The following is a 14,260-nucleotide window of genomic DNA, read 5'->3' as shown; positions in this document are numbered from 1 at the left end:
GCCAGGGCTGATTCATCGGCCATTTTTTGCCGATGAGGGCAAAAACCATCGGCGAAAAATGGCCGATGGTCGTTCAAGTGTCTTCGCCTTTTGTCGTAGAAGTTAAATTATAATGTATTGATTTTTATGCTTTTGTTTAAAGTTGGCTAGCTTCTCGCTCTATTGGGGAAGGAGTAGTGATTACTCCAACAATTCCAATAAGCTGGGAGCAACACCATGCTAAAACGCCAATTTCTTAAAACCGCTCTTTGTCTCGCTACCGCCGCTGCATTCGGCGTCAGTGCCTCTGCCGTTACCGCCCAGGAACCTACCGAGGGCGGACAATACATCATGGGCACTGCTACCACCGGTGGCACGTTCTATCCAGTAGGCGTCGCACTTTCTACACTGATACGTGTCAAGCTCGAGCCTACCCACGGCATCTCCGTTTCCGCCATCAGCTCGGCGGGTTCAGCGGAAAACTTGCGCCTGATGGATGATGACCAGGCTCAATTCGGCATTCTGCAAGCGCTCTACGGCGCCTGGGCATGGTCCGGTGAGGGGCCAGTGCCCAAAGCCTATGACAACGTACGCTCAGTTTCTATGCTGTGGCAGAACGTCGAACACTTTGTGATGCGTGACTCACTTGTCGATACTGGCACCATTGATGACTTGGCTCAGCTATACGGGCGCGGTTTCTCCATTGGTGCGCGCAATTCCGGTACCGAAGGCTCTGGTCGGCAAATTCTTGCCGGTCTGGACATTGATCCGGAGCAGATGGATATTGCCTACCTGGGCTACAGTGCCAGCGCTGATTCCATGCAGAACGGCAATATAGATGGTATGAACATACCGGCAGGCGTTCCGGCCTCTGCCGTGACCAGCGCCTATGCCAATATGGGCGATGACATTACCACGCTGAACGTGACCGCTGAGCAACTTGAGCGCATTAACAGCCAGTACCCAGTGTGGAGCGCTTTCGAAATTCCCGCCGACACTTACCCTGGTCAAGACTCCCCGATCAATACCATTTCCCAGCCCAATATTTTGGTGGTTAACGCCGATGTGCCTGAAGAGCATGTGTATCAGATCACCAAAGCCATGTTCGAGAACCTGCCGTTTCTAAACAACATTCACCCAGCAACGCGTGACATGGCTCTGGAAAAAGCGCTCGACGGTCTGCCGATACCACTGCATGCCGGCGCCGCGCGCTATTTCCAGGAACAAGGCATAGAAATTCCTGAGCATCTTCTCGAAGGCTGAAGGCCTATCGCCCTGCATCTGCCTGGCATAAGCCGGGCGGATGGCCTCCCTATGCCTTACTTAGTGTTATGAGGTACACCATGAGTCATTCGACACCTGATACGGTGCGCGATGAATCCGCAAGCAGCGCTTCAGAGCGCCTTGAGCACCCCTGGCTTGGGCGGATTCTGAGCTTGCTCGCCATCATCGTTGCTTTCTCACATATCTATTTCAATACCCTGGGCACTGTCTCAGAGATTTGGGTTAGTGCATTACACTTCGGTATGTTCGGCCTGTTGTGCGCGCTTTCCGTGCCGATGTTCAAAGCGCGCTCGGCTAGCGGTCAGCGCTTATTACTCGCCGTTGATGTGTGTCTTGGTCTAGCCGCCCTAGGCTGTGCGTTCTATTTAATCGGCTTTGAGGATGCGCTTTATGCCCGTGGGGTACGCTTTTCCCTGGCTGACTGGATCGTGTCGATTACCGCTTTGGCGTTGGTATTAGAATTTGCCCGCCGGACTACCGGCTGGTTTATCCCGCTGCTATGTATCATTGCGCTGACGTACGTTGCCTGGTGGGGGCGCTATGTCGGCGGGGTGTTCAATTTCCCCGGGCTGAACTGGGAAACCGTGCTGTTTCGCAGCTTCCTCGGCGGTGACGGCATGCTGGGATCGATTGCCCGGATTTCCTGGTCTTACGTTTTCATGTTCATTCTCTTTGGTGCCTTCCTAGTACGTTCGGGTGCTGGAGAGTTCATCATTGAGCTAGCGCGTTGTGCCGCGGGTCGCTTTGTTGGTGGCCCGGGGTTTGTCGCGGTATTCGCTTCAGGGCTTATGGGGTCAGTGTCTGGCTCCAGCGTAGCCAATACGGTTTCCACCGGTGTGATTACTATTCCCTTAATGCGTAAAGCGGGTTTTCCACCGCGTTTTGCGGCTGGCGTTGAAGCCGCGGCTTCAACCGGGGGCCAGCTTATGCCTCCCGTCATGGGGGCGGGGGCTTTTATCATGGCCTCTTACACCCAGGTTTCATATCTCACCATCATCGGGGTCGCTGCGCTTCCTGCACTGCTGTACTTCCTTTCGGTGGCCATGTTCGTGCGTATCGAAGCCAAGCGTAGCGGTACTCATCAGGTAGAAACGGAACAAGCTCCAAAACTGATTGATGTATTGAAGGGCGGTTGGCACTACCTGCTACCGCTCGTGGTGCTGGTCGTCGCCCTTATCAATGGCTTCACTCCCACCTATGCTGCCGGTATCGCTATCGTGTCGGTGGTCGTTGCTTCCTGGTTATCACGTTCACCCATGAAGCTTCAGGCAATTATCGACGCTTTGGTACTGGGCACCCGCAACATGGTTTCCACCGCCATTTTACTGCTGACGGTTGGTTTGATCGTCAATGTGGTGTCGACGACCGGCATTGGTAACATCTTTTCGTTGATGATCTCTGATTGGGCGGGCGGCAGCCTGTTAATCACCATCGTATTGATCGCGCTGGCCTCTCTTGTACTGGGGATGGGGTTGCCGGTGACGGCCGCTTACATCGTATTGGGCACACTATCGGCACCTGCGTTGTATGGTCTGATGGCACAAAGTCAGTTGTTAGAACTGATTATGGCCGGTGATTTGCCCGAGCAGGCACGGGCGATCTTTATGCTTGCCGCGCCAGATGCTTTGGAAGCGCTGAATGCCCCGATGGACGCTGCCAGTGCCCAACAACTACTGGCCGTGGTGCCGGACGATTTCCGTTCACAACTCTACGAGCAGGCGCTTTCGTCGCACACGATATCGATGATGCTGGTGGCGGCGCACATGGTGATTTTCTGGCTATCTCAGGACTCCAATGTGACTCCGCCAGTATGCCTTACTGCCTTCGCTGCGGCGGCTATCGCCAAAACGCCACCTATGCGTACCGGTTTTACCGCTTGGAAAATCGCCAAGGGGCTCTACATCATTCCCTTGCTGTTTGTGTGGTCGCCAATGATCACCGGGACACCGGCCGAGATGCTGGTGGTATTTGCCTTCGCGTTACTCGGTATTTACGCCATTATCGCAGGGCTGGAAGGCTATCTGGAAAGCGAGTTGCCCTGGTGGCTGCGCCTAGCCATGTTCCCCATTGGTGCTTTAATGCTGTGGCCCCACGGAAACTTGCTACTGGACTTCTTGGGCTTGGCACTGTTTCTGATGACGCTGGTGTGGAGTGCCAGACGTGACCGCCAGATGGTTCATGCGACGGCCTGACTCTAGGCGAGCATAAAGAGGGCAGCCCTCTTATAAATAGCGCTCAAATAAATGCCGCCATCAAAAGATGGCGGCATTTCAATGTAACGTCTTAATCAACGTGGGTGATAGGTTGTCGGTCTGGGTCAATATGCCAAGGCAGGCCGAGGCGTGTGTTGCGCTCTAGCTCAGCAATGACCTGCGCGCCCAGCAGCAAAATGATGGCACCGACTTCCAGGCTGAGCAGCACAATCACCAGCGTTGCTAGGGACCCGTAAACGGCGTTGACGAACGAGAGGTGAGTGAAATAGTAAACCAGTAGCAGCCGCACGCCTTCCCACAGCAGCGCCGCGACGAAACCGCCGATTACCGCTCGGCGCAACGCGATACGCACCACCGGTAGCACCTTATAGATAGCGCTAAACAATAAGAAAACCCCAGCAAAACTGAATAAATTAAGGACTGGTTCGGAAAACCCTGCAAACGGTAGTTGCCGCTCAAAAAGCGCCATCATCAGCGTATTGAGCGAGCTGGCCAGGGTGACGACCAGCGTTAAGGCCAGCAGCCCCGCCCCTAGCACTAACATGAAAGCGTACGGCAGCATCACCGATACCCACACACTACGTTTGATGTGGGGGCTTTCTGGCGCATGGAAGATAATCGCCAAGGCATCTTCGAGCATGCGAAAGGCGAAGGAGCTGAAGAGCAGCAGAATGGGTAAGCTAAGGATGCCGATGACGCCGCGAGACTTCAACAAACTGCGGACGGCGTCCATCAACACTTCGGCATGGGCCGGTGCTAGGTGGCGCGCTTGTACAGCAAGAACGCTGAGTAAATGCTGTTGATCTACCACTTTTGTCAACAGCACAACCAATACTGCAAATAGTGGCACGATCGAGAGCAAAATATTATAGCCCACCCCACCGGCGAGCAGGATGCCGCGATTCTTCAGGAAGTGACACACTACACGCCAGGCAAAATGAGCCAGCCGTGGCAGCAACAAAAGTAAGGCATTGAGTGCCGTTTGGTTGCGCCCCATTGTTTGCCATTCTCCTTGTGCGCCAATGCTATGCCTTGGCGGTGTGATTGTGCATCGACAACAAGCGTCAGTGGATAGACTGACGCACAGACCGGCAAAAAGATAGGCAATGATCGGCGTTGCGTTTATTCCTGGCACAGCGGCGCAGACCCGACCAGCTCATTGCGGCAGCGTTCAAGTGCCTGGGCAATGTAACGCCCCGCCATGCGTTCAGAAACGCCAATGCGTCGGCCGATCTCGGCTTGGGTCAGCCCCTCCAGGCGGTGCCAGGTCAACGCCTGGAGAAGCCGTGGTGGCAACGATGCCATGGCTCGCCGCAATTGGCGCTGGCATAGGGCGCTTTCGGTCGCCGTTTCTGGGCAAGAGTAGGGGCAGGCGAGGCAAAGGTGAGGGTCATCGAGTGGCTGGTGGTCAATGCGTGAGTAACAGCGGCGATGATGATCAATCATCAGGTTATTGGCGATGCGAAACAGATAGGCGCGTGGCTCTTCAAGGCCTTCGTTGCATGGCCGTTGGCTCAGGCGCAAGAACGCCTCCTGACAGAGATCATCGGCGAGGGCAGGGCAGCGAAGCCGTTGTCGTAAATAGCCATTTAGATCACCGGCGTGCAATCGATACAGACGGGTGAGGTCCAGGCGGTCAGTCATGTGAAAACGGTCATAGTGTCAGGGTCTCGAGTGATGTTGGTGCTTGTAGGGCCCGCCCTTACCGCGGGCCCGGTGGGACGGCTCAGGTCAGCTCCATTGGTTGAGTTGCCTTGGTGTAGGTGATGGGCCGGAAAGCAGCAATGGGGTTGGCTAGGTTGCCAGCGAATTTGAGGTTTTTTGCTGGGTCAGCCAAATCAAGCATCTGCTGATGGTCGCTGAGCTGAAGCCTGTTTAAGCAGGAGAGGGTGAACGCTGGTGCGAACAGATCGTGCTGGTCGAATTTCTCTGCGAACTCAGGATGGTCCTGCTGGTAATCAATGACGCAGCGTGCAACTTGCTCCCAGAAGGCGTCTTCCGTTATGTCGCCTTGCTCGACAAGAATTCCCGCCATGAAACGTAAGAAACAATCAAACACATCGGTGAATATCGATAATATTTTGAGCGACTCGGGAATATCGAGGCGGATTCGCGAAATGGCCTCGGGTAGCTCCACCTCGGTATTCATGATGGCGATCTCTTCGGCAATGTCCTTCATGATGGCACGCACTGGGACGCCGTCCTTAAGCTGTAAGATCAGGTTCTCACCGTGGGGCATGAAGACTAGTTCGTAGGCATAGAAGCAGTGCAGCAACGGGCGCAGATAAACTTTTAAGTAGCGACCCAGCCAGTCAGCAGTGGAAAGTCCGGAAATAGTGATCAGTTGCGGTAGCAGCGCGCGTTGATGTGCATCGACATGTAGCAAGGCGGCCATTGTCATCAGCTGATGACCTTCGCACTGGTAGCGCATGGGGCTCTCTCGCCAAAGGCAGGCCAGCATCTTCTTGTAGGCACTACGGCTATCGAAGGCTGGCTCGATGGTATCGCGGCGAAAGCCGATTGCAGCCTCCTCGCGGAGGATCGTGAAGCTCTGGGAGCGAAGCTCAGGGTCGCCGTCGACCAATGCCTTGATCCAGTCGTTAATGGTCGGTGTGGCGCGCATGTAATTGGGCGAGAGACCACGCATAAAGCCCATGTTGAGAATCGACAGTGCGGTTTTCACATAGCGCCGATTTGGCTGGCTCACGTTGAACCAGGTACGGATCGACTGCTGGGCCTGATACTGATCGTGACCGTAGCCCAAGCAGACGATGCGGTTCCGAGCTACCTCAGAGGCGAAAGTGATGGATAGCTTGTGGAACCACTGCCAGGGATGAGCGGGCATCAGCAGGTAGTCCGTGGGGTCGAGATGGCGCTCTCCCAGCCGTCGGTGAAAGTCATTTACTGTTGCTGTGCCGAGCTCCTCGCAAAGCAGTGCCTCGTAGTCTAGGCCTTCGATGGCACTGAAATGAGCGTCTTCGCGATGTACTGCGAGCCATACCAGGGTGATGGGCGCTGCGGCTTCTGGGGCAAAGGCGTGGTAGTCAACGGCGTCGAAGCCCATGCGGCCATTATTAGCCACGAACACTGGGTGGCCCTCCGTCATGGCGGCCTCCAGTGTCTGGAAGTCGGCATCGGCTAACCCATCGGCGTCGGGACGGTTGCTGTCTAGCTTGTAGGCGCTGCCGAACAGGGTGCTGGCAATCTCTTCCAGGTAAACCGGCAGCATCTCATCGCTGATCCCCAGGGGCTGGCGGAATTCGAGGATGAAGTGCTGTGCGTCGATCTCAGCTGATACGCCATCGACCCGCTTATCAAGGGAGTCGAGGTCGATCATCCAGTGATCCAGCGCCAGACGACGGGCGCGGAAGTGGTACTCGACCGCCGCGTTCGGGGCGGCCAGCCGGTAGTTGCCGTTGCCTTTGGTATCCACGTGCAGTGCCTCGGGGGCCAGCAGGCGCTCATGGGAGAACTCAGCAATCGCCTTGCGGGTCAGCCAGCGGTTGGCTTGAGCCCAGTGGTCGGGGGTTAGGTGGGAAGTGACCCGTGTGGGGTCGGCGGCCAGTACCTGGGTGATGCGCGGGTTCTCGCGGCTCACCGCCGAGGCGAACGCTTCTCGGTCGCAGAAGGCGAGGTGAGCGGTCTTCTCGGGCAGCTGCACTTCGCGTTCGTAAACAAAACCTACTCGGCGGTTGAGCGGATGGATCTTGCGGTTGTTGACGTCCGGCTCTACCACGATGCGCCGTGTGTCGGGGTCTTCAAACATAAAGGCCAGGATGGTGGTGATCACCTGGACGCTGAAGCCGGTCAGCGGCGTCTTGGTAGGCGCCACCAAAAAGTGCATCCCGCGGTCGCCCTCGGCCACATCATAGTGCTCACTGATGGGATCGTGGCGAGGGTCGTAGCACTCCACCAGAAAAGCAGGTTGATCGTTGAATAGTCCTAGGTAGCCCTGTGCTTGATTGCTTTCCTGCAGGTCGCGGTAGAAGGCAAGAACGCGCTCAGCCGAGTGGCCCTGCATTCCCCAGAAACTTGCTCGGGGAGCGGTAACCCAGTCGTGTATCAGGGGCAGGTCCTCGGGTAGGTGCAGTGGGCGGAGGCTGAAGCAGCCTAGCCCTTGAGCGTGGCGGCTGTAGTTGATGCGTGTGGTCGGGGTCGGTTGAAAGAGGTTCATGGTTAGGTCCTTGCAGAAACGGGATCAGTTGGCTGTGCTTGGCTCGCCGATGGCCCGGCCAGCAGCAAGCGATAGGCGAGGGCGCAGAGGGCGAAACCTAACGCCGCGACGAAAAAGGGGCTGGCCAGGCCCTGGGTGTCGACCAAGCGACCAGCGCCCCAGGAGGCGATGAGCACGCCGAGCCCCTGGAAGATATGGATTTTGCTGAAGTCGCTGGCGTAGCGTTTTGGTGTGCTGAGCTGGAAGAGACGTACTTCCAGGCGCACAGAGACGCGAAACAGTGCCCAGCCGAGTAGCAGCCGACCCGCTAGGATGGCGATAACCTCGCCACTGGCTTGGAGCAGTAGGCCCGTGAGGCCGATTGCCAGGGGCAGAACGATGGCCGCACCGCTCGGGCGTCGGCACAACAGATCGAAAGCCAGCAGCGCCACGGCGACACCGCCGGGAATCGCGAAGACCGCGCCAGCCAGCGTCGCACTCGGTTGGCCCGAGGCTAGCGCCCAGTACTGGGCGAAAAAGGGTCGTGCCAGATAGGCGCTGAAGGTGAACAGCAGCATCACCACACCCAAGCGCAGAATAGCGCCGTTGGCGCTCGGAGAGGTTGGAGTGGCGGGTGCCGCGTGGGGCACTTGTCCGCGGCTGAGCAACAGCAGGCAAACCGCCACCTGGAGAATATCGCTCACCGCCATCAACTGGAACACGCGAGCCGGCTGCCAGAGTTCCAGTACCAAGCCACCGACGATGGCACCGAGAATGCCGCCAGCATGTACCACCACTGACAGCATGCCGATTAGGGTGGCGTGGCGGTCCTGGGGTTCAAAGTGCATGAGGTACGGGTAGACCAGCAGGTAACTAGCCTTTGCCACCAACATGGCCAGCGACAGCCCCCAGAAAAGCGGAAGTGAAGTGACCAGCGCGCAGGACAGACTCAGGCCGCCGGCGACGAGTTGGGTGCCCACCAGCAGCTGCAGAGTGCCGAACCGTCGGGCCAGCAATGCCCAGATAGGCAGTGCCAGCATCACCACCAGGCAGCTCATGGCCAGGTAGCCGCCGACGTGGGCGGGGTCAGTCACACCGAATCTATCGGCAAAAAACTGCGGGTAGAAGGGCAGTAGCATGGAGTCGCTGACCACCGCCACGGCGGTGACACTTACCAGCCAGGGCGTCGGTCTCATGCAGGCTCCGCGTCCATCGGTTCAAAGACGGCCTCGCTCGGAGCGCCGAAGTGCTGGTAGGCGATGCGCTTCTCGATGGGGTAGACCTCTCTACCGGTCAAGGCGCGGATGATGCAGGCATTGCGATAGGGTCCCATGCCCAAATCCGGAGCCACCAAGCTGTGGGTGTGCAGTTCGGCGTTCTGCACGAAGAGTTCGCCGCGCCCGCCGTCGATGTCATAGAAGCGACCTACGGCGTAGCGTCCGGCGGTGTCGAAGGCGATGCGTGAGGTGATGGGCGCTAAGAAGTCTGGCACATGGTAGCGGTAGCCGGTGGCCATGATCAGCGCTGGGGTACGGTGACGGTAGTGGCGCCGCTGCTCGGTGTGCCACAGGGTCAGGTCGTACTCGCTGCGCTCGGCATCATAGCGGCAGGTTTCCAGGTTGGTGTTGGTGAGCAGGTCGGAACGGACCTTGCCGCCCAGCTCCTTGGCGTAGCGCAGGTCGTAAATCGCATCAATCAGCTCCAGGTTGATGCCCTTGTAGAGACTCTTCTGGCGCTGCATTAACCCGTTGCGGGTGGCTTCGGGCAGGGAGTGGAAGTAATCGATGTAGTCCGGCGAAGTCATCTCCAGGGTCAGCTTGCCGTACTCCAGTGGGAAGAAGCGTGGTGAGCGGGTTATCCAGTCGAGGCGATAGCCGAAGCGGTCGATGTCAGCGAGCAAATCATGGTAGATCTCGGCGGCACTCTGGCCGCTGCCAATGAGGGTGATAGCCTCCTGGCGCTGCAGCTCGGCCTTGTGCTGCAAATACTCGCTGGAGTGCAGCGGGCGTGGGTCTACTTCTCGGCAGCCCTCCGGCAGATAGGGGCTAGTACCGGTGCCAAGCACTAGTCGCCGTGCCAGATGGATCTGGGCCTCGCCGCTATGGGTGTCGCGGCAGCTCACCCGGTAAATTCCCGCGGGCTCGTCATAATCGATGCGAGTCACTTCGGTGCCGAAGCGGATGCTGTCTAGTTGGGCGGCTGCCCACTGGCAGTAATGGTTGTACTCCTTACGCAGCAGGAAGACGTTCTCGCGGATGTAGAAATTGTAGAGCTTACCCTGTTGTTTCAGGTAGTTGAGAACGCTGAAGCGACTAGTGGGGTCGGCCATGGTGACCAGATCTGACATGAAAGGCGTCTGCAGAGTGGCATCTTCAAGCAGCATGCCGGGATGCCAGTCGAAGCCGTCTTGGCGTTCTAGGAAGAGGCCATCAAGTTCATCAATTGGGTCGGTGAGGCAGGCTAAGCCAAGATTGAAGGGGCCAAGGCCAATGGCGATAAAGTCGTGGACAGTCTGTGTCATGATCATATCTCGCTGGAATCAGGAAGCTACTGCGCGGGTTGGCGTCTGGGCATCGCACCATGCTTGGCCGTGGTGAGAGATACGCTCGATGATGGCCACCAGATCTTTGAGACTGGTATCCGGGTTGAGTAGGGTGAACTTGAGATAAAGCCGCCCTCCGACGCGAGTGGCGGAAATTACCGCTTCGCCGTTGCGGGACAGTGTCGAACGCACGTGGGTGTTGAGCTCGTCTAGCTCTGTTTCGAGTAGCTCTGCTTCGAGTAGCTCTGTTTCCTGCAGGCTCGCCGGGCGGTAGCGGAACACCACGGTGCTCATGGGAGGATCGAGCAGCACCTCGAAGTCTGGGTGGCGGACCAGCTCGTTGTAAGCCTCGCTAGCCAAGTCGATGACCCGCTCGAACATCTCGCCGAGCGCATCGGCGCCCATGATGCGCAGGGTCAGCCATGGCTTGAGGGCGTCAAAGCGCTTGGTCGTCTGCAGGCTCTTGTTGACCTGGTCAGGGGTGCCCGCCTCGGCTTGGCATTGCGGGTTAAGGTAGTCGGCGTGATAGGTCACGTAGCGCAGGTCGCTGCGACGCCTTACCAGGAACGCGCTGCAGCTCACCGGTTGAAAGAAGGTTTTGTGATAGTCGATAGTGACCGAGTCTGCGTGCTCGATGCCCGCTAAACGGTGACGGTAGCGTCGCGAGCACAGCAGCCCACCGCCGTAAGCGGCATCCACGTGCAGCCAGATACCATGCTCCCGGCAAAGTGCGGCGATCTCCTCAAGGGGGTCGATGCTGCCGAAATCGGTGGTGCCAGCAGTGGCGACCACAGCGATGGGAATCAGGTTCATCGCCACACACTCTTCTAGGCGCGTCTTGAGGTACTCGGGGCTCATACGGTAGTGGTCGTCGCAAGCCACCGGCATCACCGCCTGATAGCCAAGCCCAAGAATTGCCGCCGACTTTTGCAAGCTAAAGTGACTGACCTCCGAGCCGAGAATGCGCAGTCGCCGAAAGTCTGCCGACAGGCCCTCATGCTTATTGCCGCCGTGCCCCTCAAGAGATGCGCCGTAATGGTCTCGGGCGATCATCAACGCCATCAGGTTCGATTGGGTACCACCACTGGTGAAGACGCCGTCGGCGTCCTGGCCTAAGCCAATGCGGGCAGCGGTCCAGTCGATGAGCGACTGTTCGACGAAGGTGCCTCCGGCGCTCTGATCCCAGGTGTCGAGGGATGAGTTGATCGGTGAGAGAATCGCCTCGGCGAGGATGCCTGGTAGCACAACGGGGCAGTTGAGGTGTGCCACGTAGCGAGGATGGTGGAAGTAAACGGCATCATCCAAATAGAGCCGTGACAACTCTTGCAGCGCAGGCTCTAGGCTGCCAAGCGGAGCGTCAAGATCGATGGCCTGGAACAATCCGCGCAGCTCTTCTGGGCGAGCGCCGGTGAAGGGGCGGTCTACTTGGGCGACCTTGCGCCTTACTAAGTCGATGCAACGAGTGGCCTGTTGCCAATAGGCTTCTGAATGGTCGGCATTGAACAGTTGGTTTGTTGCCAGCGGAGCGAATGCGCTGCTGAGGGACTTGCTCTCGTCTAGAACCTTTGTCGTCATGGTGTCATCTCGTTTATCCGTTGCGCTGCAAGGCAGTAGGTTCGCCGGTAGCTATTGATTGCGTCTCTTGCTGTGGCGCCGAGTGTTAGTAACGCCATTAAATTTCGTGAAATGATAATCATTACATTTTGTTCATAACACACGACGTATCAGTCGTCGCTTTCTGAACCGGCAGAGGCAATTTTTTGTAAGGTGGCGGGCGCCAGCGTCTAACGAGGAAAAAGAGGGCACATGAATGTCGCGATCTATAGGCGTCAGAAGACGCCTACCTGGCCATCACGAGTAGGTGTTAATTGATAATTGCTAGAGGGGCTTCTTAAAAGAGTTTAGTTTAATATCAGCTTAACCAATGCATACATTACTTTCCTGGTCTTCAAATACCGGTATTGCGTCAAGTTTATCGAAGGCGCCCGTTAAACAGTTGCCTGTTTTAATATCAAACGCTGCGCCATGAGCACTGCATAGCAAACGGCTTCTATCTGATGAAATGATACTTTCCGACCGGTAATTTAATGGTAAGTATTGGTGGGGGCAGGCATTAACGTAGCAATAAATGACACCATTTATGCGCGTTATAATGACGGGGAAAGATTCATCGTTACTGATAACTTCTATGCAGTGTGCATTGCCTTCTTCTATAAGATGAGAAGGGCAAACAATAGCCCCCTCTTGGGGGGCATTTGCATAATTACGCCAAGCGTCTTGCACAGTGTTTCCTTTTCGTCAGCGCTAATTTTGTTATTTAGCATTTTTGCTATTCTGCAGTACTTTGCAACACGCCTCGGTTAATTTGGTCCTCTTCGATGGATTCGAAAAGTGCTTTAAAATTGCCCTCTCCAAACCCATCATCGCCTTTACGTTGGATAAACTCGAAGAAGATCGGACCAATCACTGTTTTTGAGAAAATCTGTAGCAAAATTCTGGTTTCGCCACCGCCCACAACGCCTTCGCCATCAATCAAAATGCCGCGGTTACGAAGTTTATCGAGAGGTTCCTGGTGGTCTTTTACGCGCTCAAGTGATTTTTCATAATAGATGCTCGGCGGGCCAGGCATGAATTCAAGCCCCGCGTCAGCGATTAAATCAGTGCCGGTGTAAATATCGTTCGTTGCAATGGCGATATGCTGAATACCTTCGCCGTTATACTCGCGCAAGTACTCTTCAATTTGGCTGTGATCGTCGGCACTCTCGTTAATCGGGATACGAATTTTGCCATCGGGAGAGGTTAATGCGCGGCTAGTAAGACCGGTGACTTTACCGGTGATATCGAAGTAGCGTATTTCACGGAAGTTAAAGGTGTCGTGATAAAACTTATACCACGTATCCATATTGCCGCGAATAACGTTATGAGTGAGGTGGTCAAGATAGTAAAAGCCAAACCCTTTAGGCTTAGGGTTTACCTCATCTAACCACTCAAACTCATTTGAATAACAGCTGCCTTTTTCGCCATACGTATCAATAAAGTAAAGCAGCGAGCCGCCAATACCAACAACTGCAGGCGCATCGATGGATTTATTGCCAGTGAACTCTTCAGCCCCTAACTCAACGGCACGTTTTAGGGCGTGCTGAGCATCAACAACGCGCCAAGCCATGGCCGGTGCACAGGGGCCGTGCGCCTCAATAAACGCTGATGCATGCGAGTTAGGCTCGCTGTTAAGCAGATAGTTAATATCACCCTGACGATAAACGGTGATTGACTTATCACGGTGCTTTGCAACGGGGACGAAGCCCATTTGCCGAAACAGGCTGTCTAACTTTTCCGGCTCAGGATGGGCAAATTCAACAAATTCAAAACCATCGGTGCCCGCTGGGTTTGCATCGCTTATGGTTACTTTTGGCGCGTCATGAGGAAAAGGTCCCATCGCTGTCTCTCCTATTATTGTCTTATAAGTGAACAAGCTCAGTATAGGGAAGAGGCGGTGCAATTAGGTTGCAAACTAACCTAAGATATCGCCAAATAGCGCACAGCTTGTGCGCAACTGGAGTGTTCTATGCACGGGATTTCTTTGGATCGATATGATCTTGCAATTTTATCAGTATTGCAGAAGAACTCAGCCCTCACCAATTCAGAGTTGGGAGAACGTGTCAGCTTGTCTCCCTCTCAATGCTCCCGGCGTAAAGCGCGGCTAGAAGCCGAAGGGGTGATTAAGGGATATTCGGCGAGGCTTGATGCCTCCCGCCTGGGGTTTGGCTTGCGTGCGATCACTCGCGTTAATCTCAAAGCGCATGGTGAGAGCATGGATGATGATTTTGTAACGTTACTGACGAAGCACGCCATGGTGCGTGAGGCTTATTCTGTGTCGGGGGATGCGGACTATGTATTGCACGTTATTGCCAAGGACCTCACCGAGTTTTCAGACTTTATTCACCACCATTTATTACCTCATCCTAATGTCACCCAGGTTCGCTCTGAAATCATACTGCGTAGTATGAAAGAGGAGCAGGGGCTGCCGGTGAGTGGTGGCTAGGCGATGTCCGAAATCACTGATTTTTCAGGCAAAGCCTAAGTAGCTAC

Annotated in this window: 11 protein-coding genes; 3 read left to right on the top strand and 8 right to left on the bottom strand. The window is 55.8% G+C overall.

Going from position 1 to position 14,260, the window contains the following annotated elements; translation table 11 throughout:
* Positions 1-216: 216 nt before the first annotated feature.
* Together ACN06F_RS16915 and ACN06F_RS16910 are read left to right on the top strand one after the other, a co-directional pair.
* On the top strand, positions 217-1,242 hold the full coding sequence (locus ACN06F_RS16915) for a TAXI family TRAP transporter solute-binding subunit (RefSeq protein ID WP_038479180.1): 1,026 nt from the start codon (positions 217-219) through the stop codon (positions 1,240-1,242).
* Positions 1,243-1,322: 80 nt separating this feature from the next.
* Entirely contained in the window at positions 1,323-3,455 is a 2,133-nt protein-coding gene (locus tag ACN06F_RS16910) for a TRAP transporter permease (protein WP_433924381.1), read from the top strand.
* A 91-nt stretch (positions 3,456-3,546) separates the two neighbouring features.
* Here the strand turns inward: ACN06F_RS16910 and ACN06F_RS16905 are convergent, their stop codons facing one another.
* The 8 genes from ACN06F_RS16905 to hppD form a co-directional block, all read right to left on the bottom strand.
* Positions 3,547-4,473, bottom strand: a complete 927-nt coding sequence (locus ACN06F_RS16905) for a YihY/virulence factor BrkB family protein (RefSeq protein ID WP_433924380.1) — start codon at positions 4,471-4,473, stop codon at positions 3,547-3,549.
* Positions 4,474-4,598: 125 nt separating this feature from the next.
* Positions 4,599-5,120 carry an RNA polymerase sigma factor gene (locus tag ACN06F_RS16900; RefSeq protein ID WP_038479171.1) on the bottom strand — a complete coding sequence of 174 codons (522 nt, stop codon included), beginning with the start codon at positions 5,118-5,120 and terminating at the stop codon, positions 4,599-4,601.
* 82 nt (positions 5,121-5,202) lie between these two features.
* On the bottom strand, positions 5,203-7,650 hold the full coding sequence (locus ACN06F_RS16895; RefSeq protein ID WP_433924379.1) for a GNAT family N-acetyltransferase: 2,448 nt from the start codon (positions 7,648-7,650) through the stop codon (positions 5,203-5,205).
* A gap of 2 nt (positions 7,651-7,652) precedes the next feature.
* On the bottom strand, positions 7,653-8,825 hold the full coding sequence (locus ACN06F_RS16890; protein ID WP_231657846.1) for an MFS transporter: 1,173 nt from the start codon (positions 8,823-8,825) through the stop codon (positions 7,653-7,655).
* Positions 8,822-10,150 (bottom strand): lysine N(6)-hydroxylase/L-ornithine N(5)-oxygenase family protein, encoded by a 1,329-nt coding sequence (locus tag ACN06F_RS16885; protein WP_231657847.1) that lies wholly within the window; start codon positions 10,148-10,150, stop codon positions 8,822-8,824. Before ACN06F_RS16885 ends, ACN06F_RS16890 begins: the two co-directional genes overlap by 4 nt.
* An 18-nt stretch (positions 10,151-10,168) precedes the next feature.
* The gene (locus ACN06F_RS16880; protein WP_433924378.1) at positions 10,169-11,746 is read right to left on the bottom strand and encodes a pyridoxal phosphate-dependent decarboxylase family protein; all 1,578 of its coding nucleotides are present in this window, start codon (positions 11,744-11,746) and stop codon (positions 10,169-10,171) included.
* A 342-nt stretch (positions 11,747-12,088) separates the two neighbouring features.
* A complete protein-coding gene (locus ACN06F_RS16875) occupies positions 12,089-12,454 on the bottom strand; it encodes a Rieske (2Fe-2S) protein (RefSeq protein WP_198348872.1) in 366 nt (121 codons plus the stop codon).
* 46 nt (positions 12,455-12,500) lie between these two features.
* Positions 12,501-13,607 carry a 4-hydroxyphenylpyruvate dioxygenase gene (gene hppD / locus ACN06F_RS16870; protein WP_038479155.1) on the bottom strand — a complete coding sequence of 369 codons (1,107 nt, stop codon included), beginning with the start codon at positions 13,605-13,607 and terminating at the stop codon, positions 12,501-12,503.
* A 129-nt stretch (positions 13,608-13,736) separates the two neighbouring features.
* Between hppD and ACN06F_RS16865 the strand changes: the two genes are divergently transcribed.
* A complete protein-coding gene (locus ACN06F_RS16865; protein ID WP_038479152.1) occupies positions 13,737-14,213 on the top strand; it encodes an Lrp/AsnC family transcriptional regulator in 477 nt (158 codons plus the stop codon).
* Positions 14,214-14,260: the final 47 nt, after the last annotated feature.

The organism is Vreelandella sp. 21 (assembly GCF_050995515.1).
In the GTDB taxonomy this organism is placed as follows: domain Bacteria; phylum Pseudomonadota; class Gammaproteobacteria; order Pseudomonadales; family Halomonadaceae; genus Vreelandella; species Vreelandella alkaliphila.
The sequence above is the reverse complement of the archived record's forward strand: the minus strand, read 5'-3'. Positions and strand labels throughout refer to the sequence as shown.